20 protein-coding genes are annotated in these 18,137 nt (G+C 45.9%); 8 read left to right on the top strand and 12 right to left on the bottom strand.

Annotated features, from left to right (window positions below):
• Positions 1-963: 963 nt before the first annotated feature.
• From C6G87_RS08450 to ggt, 11 genes are all read right to left on the bottom strand, one after another.
• Positions 964-1,167 carry a hypothetical protein gene (locus tag C6G87_RS08450; RefSeq protein WP_158653056.1) on the bottom strand — a complete coding sequence of 68 codons (204 nt, stop codon included), beginning with the start codon at positions 1,165-1,167 and terminating at the stop codon, positions 964-966.
• 517 nt (positions 1,168-1,684) lie between these two features.
• Positions 1,685-1,936 carry a Fic family protein gene (locus C6G87_RS08670; RefSeq protein ID WP_233708926.1) on the bottom strand — a complete coding sequence of 84 codons (252 nt, stop codon included), beginning with the start codon at positions 1,934-1,936 and terminating at the stop codon, positions 1,685-1,687.
• Between the two features lie 972 nt (positions 1,937-2,908).
• A complete protein-coding gene (locus C6G87_RS00395) occupies positions 2,909-3,154 on the bottom strand; it encodes a hypothetical protein (protein ID WP_104751576.1) in 246 nt (81 codons plus the stop codon).
• Positions 3,155-3,402: 248 nt separating this feature from the next.
• Complete coding sequence (locus tag C6G87_RS00390) at positions 3,403-3,732, bottom strand: hypothetical protein (RefSeq protein ID WP_158653055.1); 330 nt, start codon at positions 3,730-3,732, stop codon at positions 3,403-3,405.
• A 4-nt stretch (positions 3,733-3,736) separates the two neighbouring features.
• Complete coding sequence (locus C6G87_RS00385; RefSeq protein ID WP_158653054.1) at positions 3,737-3,997, bottom strand: hypothetical protein; 261 nt, start codon at positions 3,995-3,997, stop codon at positions 3,737-3,739.
• A 516-nt stretch (positions 3,998-4,513) separates the two neighbouring features.
• On the bottom strand, positions 4,514-4,654 hold the full coding sequence (locus C6G87_RS08445; protein ID WP_158653053.1) for a hypothetical protein: 141 nt from the start codon (positions 4,652-4,654) through the stop codon (positions 4,514-4,516).
• A gap of 72 nt (positions 4,655-4,726) precedes the next feature.
• The gene (locus tag C6G87_RS08665; protein WP_233708925.1) at positions 4,727-5,482 is read right to left on the bottom strand and encodes a HipA domain-containing protein; all 756 of its coding nucleotides are present in this window, start codon (positions 5,480-5,482) and stop codon (positions 4,727-4,729) included.
• Positions 5,483-5,604: 122 nt separating this feature from the next.
• Positions 5,605-5,859 carry a hypothetical protein gene (locus tag C6G87_RS08660; protein WP_233708924.1) on the bottom strand — a complete coding sequence of 85 codons (255 nt, stop codon included), beginning with the start codon at positions 5,857-5,859 and terminating at the stop codon, positions 5,605-5,607.
• A 703-nt stretch (positions 5,860-6,562) separates the two neighbouring features.
• Positions 6,563-7,177, bottom strand: a complete 615-nt coding sequence (gene coaE, locus C6G87_RS00370) for a dephospho-CoA kinase (RefSeq protein ID WP_382262735.1) — start codon at positions 7,175-7,177, stop codon at positions 6,563-6,565.
• Entirely contained in the window at positions 7,153-7,872 is a 720-nt protein-coding gene (locus C6G87_RS00365; protein ID WP_104751572.1) for a spermine/spermidine synthase domain-containing protein, read from the bottom strand. Before C6G87_RS00365 ends, coaE begins: the two co-directional genes overlap by 25 nt.
• Complete coding sequence (gene ggt / locus C6G87_RS00360) at positions 7,872-9,494, bottom strand: gamma-glutamyltransferase (RefSeq protein WP_382262758.1); 1,623 nt, start codon at positions 9,492-9,494, stop codon at positions 7,872-7,874. Before ggt ends, C6G87_RS00365 begins: the two co-directional genes overlap by 1 nt.
• A 156-nt stretch (positions 9,495-9,650) precedes the next feature.
• Here ggt and C6G87_RS00355 point away from each other — a divergent pair, with 156 nt between their 5' ends.
• The 5 genes from C6G87_RS00355 (at position 9,651) to C6G87_RS00335 (ending at position 13,890) form a co-directional block, all read left to right on the top strand.
• Positions 9,651-11,078, top strand: a complete 1,428-nt coding sequence (locus C6G87_RS00355; protein ID WP_104751570.1) for a DNA polymerase III subunit gamma/tau — start codon at positions 9,651-9,653, stop codon at positions 11,076-11,078.
• Positions 11,075-11,500 (top strand): tRNA (adenosine(37)-N6)-threonylcarbamoyltransferase complex ATPase subunit type 1 TsaE, encoded by a 426-nt coding sequence (gene tsaE, locus C6G87_RS00350; RefSeq protein ID WP_104751569.1) that lies wholly within the window; start codon positions 11,075-11,077, stop codon positions 11,498-11,500. The genes C6G87_RS00355 and tsaE overlap by 4 nt, the downstream gene beginning before the upstream one ends.
• Entirely contained in the window at positions 11,493-12,215 is a 723-nt protein-coding gene (gene lptB, locus C6G87_RS00345) for an LPS export ABC transporter ATP-binding protein (RefSeq protein WP_104751568.1), read from the top strand. Before tsaE ends, lptB begins: the two co-directional genes overlap by 8 nt.
• Positions 12,215-13,498, top strand: coding sequence for an RNA polymerase factor sigma-54 (locus tag C6G87_RS00340; protein ID WP_104751567.1), 1,284 nt, complete (start codon positions 12,215-12,217; stop codon positions 13,496-13,498). The genes lptB and C6G87_RS00340 overlap by 1 nt, the downstream gene beginning before the upstream one ends.
• A gap of 68 nt (positions 13,499-13,566) precedes the next feature.
• Positions 13,567-13,890 (top strand): SEL1-like repeat protein, encoded by a 324-nt coding sequence (locus C6G87_RS00335; RefSeq protein WP_104751566.1) that lies wholly within the window; start codon positions 13,567-13,569, stop codon positions 13,888-13,890.
• Here C6G87_RS00335 and C6G87_RS00330 read toward each other — a convergent pair.
• Positions 13,873-14,208, bottom strand: a complete 336-nt coding sequence (locus C6G87_RS00330) for a hypothetical protein (RefSeq protein WP_104751565.1) — start codon at positions 14,206-14,208, stop codon at positions 13,873-13,875. The genes C6G87_RS00335 and C6G87_RS00330 overlap by 18 nt on opposite strands.
• A gap of 127 nt (positions 14,209-14,335) precedes the next feature.
• Between C6G87_RS00330 and alaS the strand changes: the two genes are divergently transcribed.
• From alaS to C6G87_RS00315, 3 genes are read left to right on the top strand one after another with little or no spacing between them, the layout of a single operon-like run.
• A complete protein-coding gene (gene alaS, locus C6G87_RS00325) occupies positions 14,336-16,954 on the top strand; it encodes an alanine--tRNA ligase (protein ID WP_104751564.1) in 2,619 nt (872 codons plus the stop codon).
• A complete protein-coding gene (gene ccoS, locus C6G87_RS00320) occupies positions 16,954-17,151 on the top strand; it encodes a cbb3-type cytochrome oxidase assembly protein CcoS (protein WP_104751563.1) in 198 nt (65 codons plus the stop codon). The genes alaS and ccoS overlap by 1 nt, the downstream gene beginning before the upstream one ends.
• Position 17,152: 1 nt before the next feature.
• Positions 17,153-18,109, top strand: a complete 957-nt coding sequence (locus tag C6G87_RS00315) for an NAD(P)-binding domain-containing protein (protein ID WP_104751562.1) — start codon at positions 17,153-17,155, stop codon at positions 18,107-18,109.
• Positions 18,110-18,137 lie beyond the last annotated feature (28 nt).

Genomic DNA, 18,137 nt, shown 5'->3' with positions numbered 1-18,137 from the left:
AAAGACATTTTTGTATCCCGTGTGATGATTGTGTACCTATCGTTAGCAACAAGCATAAAGGGAAGCTTGAAGCGTACAAAAACATTCCGCCAGATCTCTCTAATGCCGGAAGTGATGGCAACCAAATTGGCATCCGTATTCTTTAACAAATTGAAGAGGTCCGCACACAATGTTACAGGATCTACTGCAATCTTGCATGTCTCCTTGAAGGTGCGTTCATCAATCTCTAGGCGTTTTTGTGTTAAGCGAAAAAATTGATATAAGTCGTAGTGCCTATGATTATTATGGAACACACCATCAATCTTGTCGTCTTGAACTTTTTGATTTTATAAAATCCCGGATACTATCTTGACTGCTGAGCGTACCATCACAATCGTTTAAAATGACCCTGTTCTCTAAACTAGAAGCATATTCTTGCATAAAGCGCTCCCCCGCATTCTCTTTGCAATCCTTTAAACTCTACACGATCTACTCTAACCAGGATTTTAAGATATATCCTCGCCTCTTTGTCTTAGCCATTCCTATATAACTTCTACGGCAGTTGCTAAAAAAGCATCAAATCGTAAGACCTTGTTTTGAATTCTTCTTTTTATAGTTATTTCAAAGCTTCCATCTTTTTTCAAAAAACTATAATGTCTGCCCACGATAGCATGCGTGTCCAAGTGGTACAAATTGTCTAAAAATTTTCTTCTTAAAAAATTCTCTTTGAAATCTGTCTTGGTCTTGATGCGTTTTGTTGCACATCTAATTCGACTTGCTTGAAGTAGCTGTGTAGCTTGGCATATTTGTTATCTATTTCTATAGCTTGTGGTGTGGTCTGCTGGGGCTTTGGAGTGTTCTCATTAGACACTTCTAAGCCTTGCTCAGGCTGGTTTAATCGCTCTGAATTACTCTCTTGCTTTTCTTCTGCTAAGTCTTTAGTTTCGGGTTCTTGCGCTTGCTCTGTTCTGTTTGCGTGTTCTGCTAAGACTTCTTGGATTTCATCTTGAAAATGGTGATACTTTGTAGGAGCTCCTGCTCTTCTAAGCTCTCTTGAAGTTGGCGAGATCGCTCTACTTCTCTATGTTCTTGGAGTTGTGGCTCTTGGGTTTGCTCCAATTCTACTCCCTGCTTTGCTGGTGCTTGTTGGATTTTGCACAAAAGCATGCATAAAAGCCTCTCTTCCATCATCTCTCCAAGTGCGCCACGCTTTTAAAAAACCATTGGGGAAGTTATCCATTTTTTATCTTCGTTTTTTATGGTGTATAGTTGGGTTTTCGTGTGCCAGTGCTTGCACTTCTCTTAAAAATATGGCTTCCTCTGATAGGCTTGAATAAAAAAATTCAAATACGCTTGGTAATCCCCTCTCTCATAATAGATAATTAGAGCTCTGCGGTATGCTTATAAAGCGTGGGATCATCATCCACGAGCACTAGGAGCATCTTATTGTCGTTTTTAAGGGATAAAAATTGCATACACTTTGCCGTGCGCTTGTTGCAATCTTCAAAATATTGCAAATAGCATAGGTTATTGTGCAAGTAAATAGCCCGTTCAAAGGGGTGGTTGAACTAGCGTATTGTTTGAATAAGCGCTTCATCTCTGTATGAAGTCTATCTCTACAAGCAAGAGACAGATAAGATGTGTCCGTAATGTCAGTGATATTATAGTTGCGCATCACGCCACAATGATGAGGAGAAACTAACTCTTAGGATAAGATAGCGTGTAGGTTTTGAAAAGTCTCTAAGCTGATGGGTAAATCTTCTTTAAGAATTACATCAAAAGCGTTTCTCAAATTTAAAATCATCTTGGCATCGCTGTATTTCTTACCTTCAGTCGTCAGCCCCTCTTCTAGTAAGGTAAGCGTGTCTAGTTTATTATAGGTGTTGCCCTCAATCTGAGCGGAAGAATAGATGAAATCAAAAACGCAACTTTTCCATACAGCCCTGCAGCGTAGCAAAATCGCTAAAGCTAAAGCCTAGAACCTCTAGCTGTTGCTTTTGTTAAGAGTTTAAAATGTGTAAACTATCTAAAATTGGGGATTATAATGCATAGTCATTCTCCTTTAGCTAACGACCCCTCCCCTTAGAGAGTGTCGCAAAGTAGGTTGCATTTAGGCTTCCTTTTGTGATTGTTGCTGTGTCTTGGGTCATGTATAAAAAGCCATTTAACTTATTTAAAAAGATTAAATCTGTTATTTTTTGTAAATTTTCTTATCGTATCTATCAGAACGCTAATGAGATTTTTGCAGAGACGAACACCAGCGCGCTACTCTAAAGGATTTGCACTGCATCGTGGAAATATTTTTCTTAAAACGCCAATAGTGCCGTTAATATCGGCATTTGGGCTTTACCTGTGCTGGATTTAAAGAGACTTCTTTTAACGCGCTTGCCTAAATAGTTTTCATGGTGTTGTATCGGCTCGTTTGCTGAGTAGTTGCATTAGCTAGCAAAGCTCTCTTCTATGGTGTGGAGAGTTATCCCCGCTAAAGTGCACTTGTAGGCTAGTTTCTCAATACAAGACTCATAAGAGATACTGGTAAAATTTTGGGTAGTTTTTTGTCTAGTCATTATCCATTCGGTCACAACGCTCTCTGAAAGCTTGGTGGTATATTTGAGCATCAGTGCACGGACTTGTTGCATTTCTTGGCTCAAATCAGCCCTAAATAACCACAATGGCACAAGCACAAGTAAAACCACCTCGATAAATTGGGGCCTGGTAACAACTCATTTAAATGATTCCAGCCTTGGGCTTCTAACATGCCTATGCCATCATCTACTAAATTGGTGGCGTTAGCACTAATAGCACTCTCTCCGGTGTCTTTGATATCATAATTACCATAGTCCTCTTTAAAATCGCTCAAGAAGGCTTGGTCGTTTTTTGCAACTCACGTATACGCCCGGGCTTGTGAGCTATACAACCACACGCTTTGCTAACGGCTTTGTTTGTCTTGCAATAGCGCGATTTGAAAATGGGCATGGGTCAAAGTAGTCTTTTTTGAAATTTGATAGGCATCTAGACCCTGTGCTCTTGTGGGAGGGTTATCCCCTGTAGGAGTGTCTAAACTTTTTAAAAAAACGCGCGCTTTAATGAGTTCTTTTTTAGGGTTGTAAATAAGAGGGGTAGGGTTGTCATTGTCAAAATCCTGCTTTCTTATTGTGTTTTTCTGCAATGTCAAATAGAAAGGTCTGCCAACCTCTGCCCGCGCTACCCACTTTTAAAATCTTTGGGCTCTTCTACTAGCTGACCATCGGGTATCTTACAAGCGCTTTCAAGAGAGGTGGCATGGAATCGCTCTTTAAGCCGTTAGTAAGATTTGAAAAGGGCTACACAGGGAGGATAGTTTTGATAAAAAATACTATAGCCTTCAGGGGCATACAGATTATCGCTTGTCTCTTTTGTATCACAACCTTTAATTCCTCGTTTTCAAGGCAAAGACATGCACGTGGTGTAGCGTTTTAAGATGGTGGGGAATTTTTCAAGGATTTCCTTGGTGTGCTGGTAGAGATTTGTATAATCAAGATCAGAACTCTTAAAATCTAAGACAAAGTAGAGATCGGGAGATTTGGGGTTGGTGGAGGGGAAATTATCTAAACGGGGTTTAGGCAACATTTTAAGAAAAGAACCAAAGAGAAGAGGGGCCTTTTTGGCTCTCAGTTCTTGGGCGTGTGTGTGGATTTGATTAAAAAAAGTGGCATCATATAAGCCACACACTGGGATATCAAAGGCAACGCTCTGCCAGTGCGTGTCCTTCAAGGGTTCAAAGAAAGTAAGGTTTCTTCAAAAAGGTAGCGTATCCAACGATGAAGAGTTTATACATCTCTAGAGGCATGGCTTGGTTGTGTGCCCATATCTTATAGTCCATTTGGTCAGTACCATAAGAGTAGCGGTAGTTGTAGTCGTCATCGACTCCACTAATCAACTCAAGAGTCCGTTCATCCACACACCAACTCTTCCATTTGCCCTTGTGATCCACAACAAAGACCTTGAAATGCGGACTCGCCTCAATAGACTTAATCACCTTACCCGGGATGCGGTGATATTTCAGAGAGCTTGCTAATTGATTTCTTTTGCTTCCTTAGCAACAAGGTGTGCCAAGCACAAGTCCCATAAGAGTGAAGTACCCACCCGCTAAAGAGTGGGCTTCCTTGCCGACGTTGCCCGTAGGGAGAGTTTGGTTCTCACTCTATGTCCCTACAGTAGGGATTTTACAGAGTTTGAGCATCCAGTGCATTCCCTACAGGTCTCACACATCGTATTTCCAAAGGCGTAACTTTCGACACGTCCTGCCGTAGATACGAATGTACGGAGACGTTATACCACAAAGTGGCATTCATCCCACCCGCTAAAGACGAGCGGGATTTCTGCCGGAGAGTTTTAAAAACACTTTAGTGTGCGTAAAAACTTGGGATTAGGGCAATGCCCCCCACTTTTGAAGAGAGGTTGTTTTGCATGTGATATCTTAATACGTCTGCACATCTTTTAGTCCTTGATTATTCTTTGCGTACAAGCGAATGTATTATACTTGTGCTTCATTCTATGTTAGAGAATTGTCCTCAATGGCTGTGCTATGGTGTGCCATTCTGATGGCAAGATCGAGCAAACACTCTGTGTTGGTAAGAAGTTGTTTGTAGTCCACTTTTAGCCTTTTGTTGCGTCTGTTGTACATAAAATCCATTAAAAAGCCTATCGATATTATAAAATATTCACAATATTTTATAATATTATTTAAGACATTTTACATTGTTCATTACCTACGCCTGCTTTTGAGGAGTGCGGGGGAATTTGGGGTAGGTTGCATAGAAAAATCTCGAGAATGGGGACGTATTTCTAGAGGTTTAGTCTGTTTTTTGGCGATGATCTGAATAATCTCTTGGCTTCTTTGTTGGATAAATTTTTCACCTGCCTGTAGCCATTTTTCGGGTAAGTTGTATTGTTTGTGGCGGGTGAAGGTGAAGTTAGCTAGCTTTAAGAGAGATTCTGTGTGTCTAGGTTGGCATGCGATCTCTAGTTGCCTTGCAAAACCCATTCCCAGCGCACTACGCTCGTCTGTGAAATAGGCTGGAATATTTTCTAAATCGTATTCTGTGATATGGTTAAAAAACGCCATACCATTGTCAAAAATAGGGGCAGGTCTGGCAAGCTCATTGGTATCGTTATCAATTAACATACCAAAGTTGCCTAAGTGTCGATCTGTGTTAAAAGTGAGCGCATCAAAGAGCAGAGGGTCTTGAAACTTCTCTTTTTCATAAATACCTACAATCGTTTGCACCATCTTGTTTTTGTTGCGCTCTTTAAACAACTCTTTGAGTGAGTTTTCATCCAAGCAATCTAATATAGGCAAATCATAGGGCACATGCTCAAACCCCAGTGTTGCAGCAATCTGTGCCATGTAGTATTCACAATAAGGCTCTTTGCCATACTCGTCATGTCCAAGGACACTCCAACCTTTTAAAAGCTCTATGTTGCCACTCACTGCGTTTTTATGCCAGCACTTCTTCAACATGCCATTAGTGATGCTCTGGGCTAGTTATAAGTCCTTTGAGTTTTGCTAAAACCCCTTCCAACAGGTATCATTAAGAGAGAGGGCTAGAGTGACATCCACATAGGAGAGGAAGTTTTTTTCACCTATATTAAAGAGCGTATAATGTCCTCTACAAACGCCCTGTTTTTAGGGATTTTTCTATGCCCAATCCAATCTTCCAAATTCTCTACAACACTTTTCTTATCATCAAAAGCACGAGGCAGCAAAACAGGCTCTAAAACGATACTTGTGTCGTCTATAAAGTAGTTTTTGATTTTGACACTATTTATGACCTGTTCCTCTACCTTCAACTCAAACTTCACAACCTCTTTATCCTTATTCTTCAACACATACCACATGCAAAAACTCCATTGCTCTTTCTAGCCTCCTCACAATCTCCCCCGTTATACCCTCTCTTCACTTCCCCCCCACTCCTCAATAAAGCCACTGCACACCTGCATATTACTCTTATAATCTTTGGGTAACTTCACATTGTGTTTTTTAGACAAGCTTTCAGCAAAGGCAATTTGCTTTGCAGTGGCAGGCTTGTTTGTAGTGGCATTGCCTAGAGAATACCCCTCTTGTTTAGCCTTTTCTCTAACTTCTTTGTGTTTAGGGATGAATTTATCTAAAAAGGCTTTAGTGATTTTATCATCTTTGGTATAGTCTGCAAACTCGGGGGGTAACTAGCAAGTGTTGCTTGTTTCTAGTACAGATTAGATTGTCAGGTTGGATATAGAGATTAGAATCATCCGGGTGGCAGATATAAAACTTCCTTCGTGCGCTCCCCTCAACGAGATACAACTTAGATAGAATGCTAAGCTGAAGTTATAACACCTCTACCACTACTCCTCCATTACTTAAAAATTACATCTCTTGAATTGAAGGTAGAGAAATGGATTTGTTTATCTCTCTATCAACACCCTTTTTTACCATGCGCCTCTAGACAAATACCTTGTTAATAATCCAAGTTATGATGACGCTTGGATTCTTATTTTCCCCAACGAGAGCAAAACGGCTCTCTGCATGAAAACGGGCTAGGCATCAAGCAAGATTGTCGCACTAACTCCCCTTGATCTGGGCTAGCAATCTGTCTATCTCCGCTTGCAAATGTTTTAAATCTTTAGAGTTGTCCAACACAAAGGGGCTTAAAGATTTTTTGATCTCAATGTCCATTTGGGCGTTGAGGCGCTGCTCTATTTGTTCTAGGCTTAAATGATCGCGCGCTTGTAGGCGGGTAATTTGCAAATTTCTAGGCGCATAGATCAGTATCACCTGAGAAATCCCATAGCTTTTCACCCCCTCAATTTCATAGAAAAGGGGGATGTCTAAGAAATAGGGTTGGTGGTGGGCTTCTAGCTGTTGGGCTTGTTCTAGCAGGCGCGTGCGCACTTTGGGGTGGATCAAGGCTTCTAGCTTGGCGCGTGCGTTTGAGTCACTAAAGATAAGGGGGGCTAGGGCTTGGCGAGTGATGGTGTTGTGAGTCGCCACCTCAGCGAAGAGATGGGCGATTTGTGCGTTATGCGTGTCAAAGAGTTCATGGGCGATCTTATCGGCATCTAGCACACTATAGCCATGCAAACTCAAGAGACTAGCCGCCGTGCTCTTGCCCGTGCCAATCCCCCCGGTGAGCACAAAGGCGTGTTTTAAGCTCAATTTTTGAGCAGACGCGCGCACGCCCCCTTAAGCCACTGGGGCTGGGCAAAGGCGGCGTGGTGGATCTCGGCGTTGTAATAGCGCAAGCCATCGAGCATGTCAATCTTTTGGAGCAACATGTCAGCTAGGGGGTGGTAGTGCTTGGAGATAAAGAGGTAAACTTGGGGGGTGGGGGCATAGGGGGTGTTAAAGGGCATAAGGATTTGTGCGCATGCTTGCAAATCTTTGAGGGTGTCTTTGAAAGCCTCTTGCTCCAAAAGAGGGCTAGGGGCAATGGACACCATGAAACCCTTGGGGGTGAGCATGCGTTGCAAGCCGTCCACTTGGTGGGCATTGGGGGTGCTTAGAGAAATGATGATGTCATAGGGTTGCAAGTCTAGATCGAGGATTTTATCATAGAGCTTGAAGCGGGCATGGGATTTGGTTTCTGCAAATTGGGGCAAAAAGGCATGCAGATTCTCCAACATCGCGCGATCTTCTTGCACAAAATCCACATGCAAGCCCTCATACTTGAGCAACTCAAAGGCAATTTGGGTGTCAAACCCTCCGGTGATGAGGGCGCGCTTAGGGCTGGGGTGTACGCACGCGCTCACATGTGCCAATAACTCGCTTTGGATAAAGGGATAACTTTGGAAGAACATCCACTCTTGCGTGTTATTGCGTACAATGCCCATTTGAGCACAATCTGTTCCAACAATTTCTAAATGATGTGTCATTAAAACTCTTTACGCGGGTCTTGTGCCCCATACATAACATGGGCTTTGTTGTCAACCACGATGGCGTTCACATCGCCCATAACGGGTTTGATTACGATCTTATAGCCCATTTTCTCTAAATTCTGTTGCACATCTTTGACCATGCCAAAGGGTTCTGTGCGGATTTCATCGGGCAACCACTGCATGTGGAAACGCGGCGCGCTCACGGCTTGAGAAATGTTCATGCCATGATCGATCACATTGCTAATCACTTGCAACACTGTAGTGATAATGCGCGCGCCTCCGGGACTGCCCACCACCATAAAGACCTTATTGTGTTTGAGCACAATGGTGGGTGACATGGAGCTCAAGGGGCGTTTGCCCGGCTCAATGGCGTTGGCATCACCCCCAATCAAACCATAGAGATTGGGCACGCCCGGTTTGATAGAAAAATCGTCCATTTCATTATTGAGCAAGAAGCCCGCCCCATTGATGGCTGCTGCGCTGCCATAATAGTCATTCACGGTGTAGGTGATGCTCACCGCATTGCCCCATTTGTCCGCAACAGAATAATGCGTGGTGTTCTTGCCTTCATGGATCTGCCCTAGCCCCGGGCGCACTTTCGCGCTATCTGTGGCTTTGTTGGGCAAGATGCTTTCATAGATTTTCTTGGCATATGCCTTGCTGGTGAGCTTTTCAGTGGGGACAGTGATAAAATCGGGATCTCCCATAAAAACCGAGCGATCCGCATAGGCTTGGCGCATCGCTTCTGCCATGATGTGGATTGTTTGGCTAGAGCCAAAACCTAGCGCGCCAATGTCGGCGTTCTCCATGGTGTTGAGGATTTGGATAATGTGCGTACCCCCTGAGCTAGGAGGTGCCATAGAAATGATCTTATAGCCCCTATAACTGCCCTCAATGGGTTTACGCCACACGACTTTGTACTGGGCTAGATCTTCTTTAGTGATGATCCCTCCGTTCTTCTTCATGTCTGCTGCGATCAGATCTGCGATCGCGCCCTTATAGAACGCCTTTGCGCCCTCGTTCTTGATCAAAGTTAGGGTTTTAGCCAAATCTTTTTGCACCAAAAGATCCCCCGCACTATAAGCCACCATGCCCCTTTTCAAAAAGTATTTACGGCTACTGGCGTATTTGGCAAAACGGGGTTTGGCATCTAGCATGGTCTCCCCCTGTCTTTGGGTGAGTCTAAAACCCCTTTGGGCGAGATCGATGGCGGGTTGAATCAAGCTAGATAGCTTGCGTGTGCCGTATTTTTTCAACATCGCGTCCAATCCTGCCACAGTGCCGGGCACCCCGGCAGCCAAATAGCCATCTGTGCTCAACTTGGGGATCACCTTACCCTCTTTATCTAGGTACATGTTTCTAGTGGCTTTCAAAGGGGCTTTTTCTCTAAAATCCAAAGTGATATTCTCCCCATTAGCCAAGTGAATCACCGCAAAGCCCCCTCCGCCCAAATTGCCCGCAGCCGGGTGCACCACTGCTAGCGCATAACCCATCGCCACGGCTGCATCAATGGCATTCCCGCCTTCATCTAACACGCGCTGGGCGATTTTATCGGCTAGAGGGTGGCTAGAGAGGGCTAGTGCCTTGCCTTTAATGGGAGGCAAACTCGCTGCAACCATGCTACTAGCCAGCCCGATGCCCACCCACAGCACCGCCAACACACGCCGTACTTTAAACATAGCAACTCCTAAAGATATAAATGTGTCATCTTAGCATGACTAGACTTACAGCCAGCACAATTAGGCTATAATATGCCAAACTGACAAAGGACGCTTGTGGTCTTGGCTCTCAAATACCGCCCCCAGCATTTTAAGGATTTGGTGGGGCAAGAAAGCGTGTCCCAAACCCTCAGCTTGGCTTTAGAACAGGGGCGTTTGGCGCATGCGTATCTATTTAGCGGACTTAGAGGCTCTGGCAAGACCTCCAGCGCGCGCATTTTTGCGCGCGCCTTGCAGTGTAGCAAAGCCCCCACTAGCACCCCTTGCGATGTTTGTATCAATTGTGTAGACGCTTTGCAGAACAAACACATGGACATTGTTGAGATGGACGGCGCGTCTCATCGGCGTATTGAGGATGTGCGCGAACTCATCGAACAGACCAAGTATAAACCCGGTATGGGTGCTTTTAAAATCTTTATCATTGATGAAGCCCACATGCTCACTAAAGAAGCCTTTAACGCGCTTTTAAAGACTTTAGAAGAGCCCCCCGCGCATGTGAAATTCATCTTAGCCACCACCGATGCGCTCAAATTACCCGCCACGATTTTAAGCCGCACCCAGCATTTTCGTTTTAAAAAGATCGCGCCTAAAGCCATTGTGGCGCATTTGCAAAAAGTCTTAGAAGCCGAAGGGGTGATCTACCAAGAGGGGGTGTTGGAGATGTTGGCTAGAAGCGCACAGGGGAGTTTGCGCGACACCCTCACGCTCACAGAACAGGCGATCAGTTACTGCAACGCCAATTTAACCCTAGAAGCCACCGCGCAAATGCTAGGCATGGTGGATAGCAAGGTCTTGAATGATTTTTTTCAAGCCATAGAGAGCGATCCGGCACGCGCACGCGCGCTTTTGCAAACACTGAGTAGCTACGATCCTCAAATGATCTTAGAGGAAATGGCGATCTTTCTCAAAGACGCGCTCTTAGAAGAGAGATTTTCCATTCCTCTACTGGATCGCTGGATGGGCATTTTAGCCCAAGCCAAGAGTCTCTTATACACGGGTGCAGATGGGGATTTTGTGCTCGCCTTGAGCGCGCTCAAAATGCAGGCAACACAAACTCCCCAAGCCCCCTCTAAAGCCTCCACAGAGCGCACCCTGCAACCCCCAACCCCCCAATTGCCCACGCCAAAAGCAACCCAGACAAACCCCACTCCCAAAGAGTTGTTTAGCCAGCTCATCGCTAAACTCTATGCGCACCAACAAGAATTAGGCGCGCTCTTTGAAAAGCACATACGCTTTCACGATTTTCAGAACAAAACTTTACAATGGCAATCGGACGCGCCTCCCGACACTAGGGAGGTTTTGAAAACACACTATCCCATCATCCTCCAGAGTGTGCAAGAAATTTATGGGAGTGGGGTGGAGATTCAAGCAGTCAAGATCGCACCCCCTAGCGCGCCCGCACAATTGGCACAAGGAGAGCAAGATATTGTAGGGGCGGTACAAGAACATTTAGGGATTGTGCAGATCAAGGTAGAAAAATCATGAGCATTGTGGCGCATTTAGCGCATTTAACCCCCATCTTGGATCGCCTAGATAGTTGGGTGAGATGCCACACTTTACCCATCGTCATTCTCTTACAAGGAGAGTTGGGCAGTGGTAAAACCACTTTAGTGCAACGCTTTTGCCAAGCCCACCGCGCCCCACAAGCCACCTCGCCCACTTTCAGCGTGATGCACACCTACCCGGCTGAGGACTTTTGCATTTACCATTACGATTTTTATCTCAAAGAGATCCACGAGCTCTTAGAAATGGGTGTGTTGGAGTCTTTAGAATGCAAGGGGGTGCATTTTGTAGAGTGGGGTTCTGACGCGCTTAAAGAGATGTTAATCAAACTAGGCTTTAGCGTGCTCACGCTTGAATTGCAAATCCATCAGGAGGCGCGCATTTATAGGTTTAGTGATGGATAAACTCAGCGCGATTCACTTGAGCAAACAGATCAAAAAGACCATGATTGTACACGATGTGTCTTTAGAAGTGCAAAGCGGGCAAGTGGTGGGCTTGCTAGGACCCAATGGAGCGGGCAAAACCACGACCTTTTATATGATTTGCGGGTTGTTGCGCCCTAGCGGAGGGAGTGTAGCGCTCAATGAGATCGATCTCTCCAATTACCCCTTGCACAAGCGATCCAATCTAGGCATTGGGTATCTGCCCCAAGAATCGAGCATTTTTAGGGATTTAAGCGTGTTGGATAATTTGATGTTGGCTGCCCAAACCACCTTTAAAAGCTCCAAAGAGGCGATGCAACGCATTGAAGAGATGTTAGAAGCCTTTAATATCCAAGCGATTCAAAAGCGCAAGGGCATGTCTTTGAGCGGGGGAGAGCGGCGGCGTGTGGAGATCGCTAGAGCCTTGATCAAAAGCCCTAAATTTATCTTGCTTGATGAACCCTTTGCTGGGGTAGACCCTATCGCGGTGTTAGATATTCAAAAGATTATTGAGAGGCTGGTAGAGATGAATATTGGGGTGCTCATCACCGATCACAATGTGCGTGAAACCTTGAGCGTGTGCCACCGCGCGTATGTGATCAAGAGCGGCACTCTGCTAGCTAGTGGCAGCAGCGATCAAATTTATGACAACGAATTGGTCAGAAAACACTATTTGGGCGAGCATTTTAAGGCATGATGGCTATTTTACGCCCCACCCCCACCCCCAAAGGCAAGCTTTCAGCCACGCTCAAGAGCTGGCTACCTATTTTGCAGAGCGGCCCCTTAGAAATAGAAGAAACCCTGCAAACTTACGCGCAAGACAACCCTTGCGTGCATGTACAAAGCGCGTTGAGCACAGCTTTTAGCGCATGCCAATTCCACAAACCCCCCCGCCCCAACGCGCCCAGCCTTAAAAACGCCATGAGCGACAAGATTGAGAGTTTGAGCGTGCGTAAATCCACCCTTTATGAAACACTCAACCAACAACTCCTCCCCCCTCTTTTTCCCACAGAGATGTCTTTGCAGATTGCCCAAGACATCATTGAGAACCTCAATCATGAAGGCTATTTTGAAGGCGATGTGCACGCGCTGGCTGGGGGGCTGGGTGTGGAGGCGCAAGACTATGAAAAGGTGCGCCAGCGCTTTGCCTACCTAGACCCCCCGGGTGTGGGCGCGCGCGATGTACAAGAGAGCTTTTTTTTTCAGCTTGTCCAACATAGCGAGTTGGATACACAGACCTATGAGCTGTGCGCCAAAATTTTGGACAATTTAGAACAGCACAAAGAACATAGCCACACCCCGGGTTATGCCCAAGCGATGAAAATTATCACTTCTTTTAAAAACCCCCCCGCCTTGGATTTTCACGACCCCTCACCCCTCGTGATCCCCGATATTTTAGTGCTCGAAGAGCAGGGTGAAATTTCGGTACAACTCAACGATAGTTACTACCCTAAAGTGATCATTGAAGAGCCCAAAATCAAAGAATCCAACGATTACCTCAAAGAAAAACTCAAAGAGGCGCGGGATTTAGTGGATGCCTTGCAAATGCGCCAACAGACAATCTTAAAGATCGGGCTGATGTTGGTGGAATACCAGTATGATTTCTTCAAGGGCAAGGAGATCAAGCCCATGCGCTTGGTGGACATTGCTAATGAATTTGGCTATTCGCCTAGCACAATCTCTAGAGCCATTTCCAACAAGTATTTAGAGTGTACGCGCGGGATTTTCCCCATCAAGAGTTTCTTTACCACCGCTCTAGAGGGCGACATCTCCAACGCGTCGATCAAGGATTTTATTTTGGGGTGTATCAAAGCTGAAGATCCGATCAAACCCTTGAGCGATCTCAAAATCTTAGAACTCGTAGAGGCTAAATTTCACCTCAAAATGGTGCGGCGCACCATCACCAAATACCGCAAGCTTTTAAATATCGCCAGCTCTTCGGAGCGCAAAAAACTCTATGGCATGCGCGCCAAGCATTAAGCCTAGGCGTGCTAGAATAGCCTTTTTAGCCGCGTTAGAAGTCGAACAACCTTATTTGAAGGATATCCGTGGACAACAAGCCAGCTAACCTCAGTGATGACGCACTACTCGCCCTTTTCAACCGCTATAACCAAAGCGCTCAACTTACGCCACACCAGGTGCGTGCCTACCTCAACGCCTTTGAGCATTTCAAACGCATCGCGTTAGGCGAAGCAGATTTCGGCTACGAATTCTACGCCTTAGGCAAAGCTTATGAAGAAGGCCTAGGCGTGTCCCAAGACACTCTTAAAGCCAAAGCCCTCTACACAGAAGCTATCAAACACTACCAGGTGTACGAGGGCAATGATGAGAAACATTTAGAAGCGATACGCGTCCTAGAGAAATGGCTCTGAAGTGCTGTTGCGATTCTCTTTGTAGCGGTGTGTGCGTTCCTGCTCGCACTCCGTATGCGTTCTATGGTCCCTTTGGTGCGTGTTGAGCGGGTTATAATAGGAATTGCACACCCTAGACGATTCCCTGTAACCATCAGGTTCTTGGGCGGTATGCTCTAAGGCTGTGGTGTCGCCATCTGCAGGCGTGTTAACGAAAACTTCCAAATGATCGCATGGGGTATGCGCGGGCAACACTTCTAAAGAAACGCCTAATTTATCAGCCAACTCTTGGAAGAATCTTAGATCATCTTGTTTAATATTTTGAACTAACAAATCCATACAATCTCCTTTGACAGACTAGAGTCTAACTCTAGACGCCCTAATACTAGTCTATTAAAAACAACCAATGCTTAACCACACCGGACCCAAACATGCTATAATGCGCCCATACGATCGTGGAGAAACTATGGACATTAAGAATGCTTTTTTGCAACATTTTGAACACCTAAACCATGTGCGCGTACCCAGTTCTAGCCTTGTGCCCGATGATTCCAGCTTGCTCTTCACCAATGCGGGCATGGTGCAATTCAAAGACATTTTTTTAGGCAAGGTCGCGCCCTTTGCGCCCCGCGCCACAAGCGCCCAGCTGTGTATGCGCGCAGGGGGCAAACACAATGATTTAGAGAATGTGGGCTACACCAACCGCCATCATACCCTTTTTGAGATGTTGGGAAATTTCTCTTTCTTTGACTATTTCAAAGAGGAGGCGATTGCCTATGCCTATAGTTTTGTGCATAAAACTCTAGGCTTTCAAAATAAAGACATTTATATTAGCGTGCATGAAAAGGACGCGCAAGCCTACCAACTATGGCAAAAATTTGTACCCAAGAGCCATATCAAGACAATGGGCGATAAGGATAATTTTTGGCAGATGGCAGATACGGGACCTTGTGGGTATTGCAGTGAGATCTACATCGATCAAGGCGCGCAGGCTTTCCATTCTGATCAGGATTATTTTGGGGGCGAGGGGGATCGCTTTTTAGAGATTTGGAATTTGGTGTTCATGCAATACGATCGCTCTAAAGAAGGGGTGCTCACCCCTTTAAGCCAGCCCTGTATTGATACGGGCATGGGGCTAGAGAGGGTGCAAGCCCTGTTAGAAGGGGTGCAAAACAATTTTGATTCTTCTTTGTTCAAGCCCTTGATGGCGTGCATTGAAGAGGTTTTTGACCTGCCCTATAGCGCGCATAGAGAATCCTTTAGAGTGCTCGCCGATCATGCTAGGAGCGTGGCGTTTTTGCTAGCTATGGGGGTGTATTTTGACAACACAGGGCGGGGCTATGTGCTCAGGCGGATTTTGCGCCGCGCACTAAGACATGGCTACCTGCTCGAGCATGCCAAGGGACACGAACTTAGCCAACCCTTTTTCTATAAAATTCTAGGGAGTGTGTGCGCCTCCATGCACGATTACCCCATTTTACAAGAACACCAGCAGAGTTTGCAAGCCGAATGCAGAGCAGAAGAAGAGTTGTTTTTGGACACCCTAGAGAAGGGCATGCACCTTTTTGAGAGCGCCTTAGCGCAGAGCAATGAGATTTTCAGCGGCGCGGTGGCGTTCAAGCTTTATGACACCTATGGCTTCCCCTTAGATTTGACCATGGACATGCTCAGAGATAAGGGGATTGAAGTTGATCTAGCCGGCTATGAGGCGTGCATGCAGGAGCAAAGAGCGCGTTCGCAATTTAAACAGAGCGGAGCCAAAGATAACCTAAAAACTTTGGATTTGAGCAAATTAGAGCCAAATACTTTTGAAGGTTACCACCATGAGAACTTGAAAGCGAGCATCCGCGCGTTGTATGCGCCCGATGAACAGGGTGCGCTGGTTTCTGTGCAAAGTGTCGCGCAAAATACAAAAGCCTATGTCGTCTTGGATAAAACCCCTTTTTATCCTCAAGGCGGGGGACCCATCGGGGATAAGGGCGTGTTGTTAGACTTGGCACACAATTCCATCGCCCATGTGCTAGACACCCAAAAGGCGGGAGCGATCAATATCAGCCTTGTGGAGTTTAAAAGAGAAGTGCGCGTAGGGGATGGCGTAATAGCCCAAGTGATCGAGCGCGCTGAGATCGCCAAACACCACAGCGCAACCCATTTATTACACCTAGCTCTTAGGGAAGTTTTGGGCAAAGCTGCACATGCTGAGGGTAAAAACGCCCAAATCCAACAAAAGGGAAGCCATATAGAAACCACGCGCCTACGCTTTGACTTTAGTTTTTACCGCGCCTTAAGCGATGCAGAAATAGACGCGATTGAGGCTTTTGTGAACACCCAAATTAGCATGGGGGCTAGCACTGATATTGAGCACATGGGGGCAGAGGCTGCCAAGCAGAGCGGGGCGGTGATGTTGTTTGAAGACAAGTATTTAGAAGAGGTGCGCGTGGTGCGCATTGCTGATAGCCTGGAGGCGTGCGGAGGGGTGCATGTGAGCGATAGCGCGCACATCGGAGGCTTTGCCATTACCAAGAGTTCGAGCGTGAGCGCGGGGGTGAGGCGCATTGAGGCGGTGTGTGGAAAAGCGTATTACCAATTCATCGCCCAAGAGCGCGCCACACTCAGACAAGCGCGCCAAAAATTAAAGACCCATGACATTCTCAAGGGCTTAGACACTAGAGCCCAACGCCCCACCTCCAAGCAGGATTGCACCCACCTTGTGCAGTGGTATCCCATTCAAGATAAGCAACTTGCCCTTTTGCACGCCCAAAAAGAACATCTCAAGGAGTTTTTCGCACTCGTGGACGCGCATAAAAAACAACAAAAAAACTTGGTCGCGCTGTTTCTCTGCCCCAATCCCCAAAAACACGGCTTAGAGTTGTCGCTTAAGTCGGTGGGGAGTGAGGACATGCTAGCCTTGCTAGCGCATTTGAAACATCGCCTTGAGGGGCTGGGCTATGAGAATAAGGGCGGAGGGAAGCGCGATTTTGTTTCTCTACTGGTGTGTAAATCTCAGGCTATGCTTGCTCCCGAAGAGATTCAAAACCTTGTTGAAGCGCTCAAGCAAAGCACTTTAGAGTTTATGGCCGGCTAATGCACACCAACACGCTCTTTCTGATGCTCTTTGTTTCGCTAGTGTTAGGCTTAGTGGGCTTGTTGATCTTTTTATGGGGACTTAAAGGCAAACAATTTAACGATGAGAAAAAGATGTTAGAGGTTTTGCTCTACGATAGCCCTAGCGATCTGCACACCGCCAAACAAGAAGAACTCAAGTCTAAAAAGAAAGGATAGCATGGGTGAGATTTACGATGTAGTGATAGTGGGTGCAGGACCTAGTGGGATCGCCACCGCCGTGGAGTGTAAGCTCAATGGGATTAATAAAGTGCTCTTATGCGAAAAAGAAGCACAATGTTGTGGCATGTTGCGCAAATATTACAAGGCGCATAAGCGCGTAGATAAAGATTATCGCAAACAGGTTGTGGACATCAAGGGGCATATCCCTTTTAGCGACACCGACAAAGAGGGCGCGCTAGAGGTCATGGAAAAAGCCCTGCAAGAGCATGGCATTGAGGTGGCTTATAAAACCAGTATTGAGAATGTGGTTAGAAAAGATGATTATTTTGAAGTGGTGAGCGGATCCAATCAGGTGTTTAAGGCTAAAAGCGTGGTGATCGCCATTGGCAAAATGGGGCAACCCAACCGCCCCTCTTATCCCATCCCTGTAGAGGTGATGCGTCAGGTGGTTTACACCATCAACGATTGTAAGGAAAAAGAAGAGGTCTTGGTGGTGGGCGGAGGGAATTCAGCCGTGGAGTACGCTATCGCGCTAGCCAATAACAATAACACCACTCTTAACTACCGCCAAAGCACCTTTAGTCGTGTGAATGAGGATAATTTAAAAAACCTAGAAGAAGCCTTTAGCAAGAATTTGAGTCAAAAATTGGGCGTGGATATTGAGGGTTTAAGTGGGGTTGAGGGGAAGGTACAGGTGCATTTCAAGGATGGATCGCATGGATTCTACGATCGCGTCTTGTTTGCTATTGGGGGATCGACTCCTCTAGAGTTTCTCAAAAAATGCAAAGTGGCGCTGGGCGAGAGCAATTTACCCCTTGTGAGCCCCGAGCATGAGAGCAGTATTGCCAATCTGTACATCGTGGGCGATATTGTCTATAAATCTGGAGCCAGTATTGGTATAGGGCTCAACGCAGGCTTTGAAGTGGCTCAGGTACTTAAAGGACGATTGGCTTGAGTGTACTCAAAGCCCTTTTTCTAGCCTG

It is taken from the genome of Helicobacter baculiformis, from assembly GCF_900197685.1.
Taxonomy (GTDB): Bacteria; Campylobacterota; Campylobacteria; order Campylobacterales; family Helicobacteraceae; genus Helicobacter; species Helicobacter baculiformis.
The sequence above is the reverse complement of the archived record's forward strand: the minus strand, read 5'-3'. Positions and strand labels throughout refer to the sequence as shown.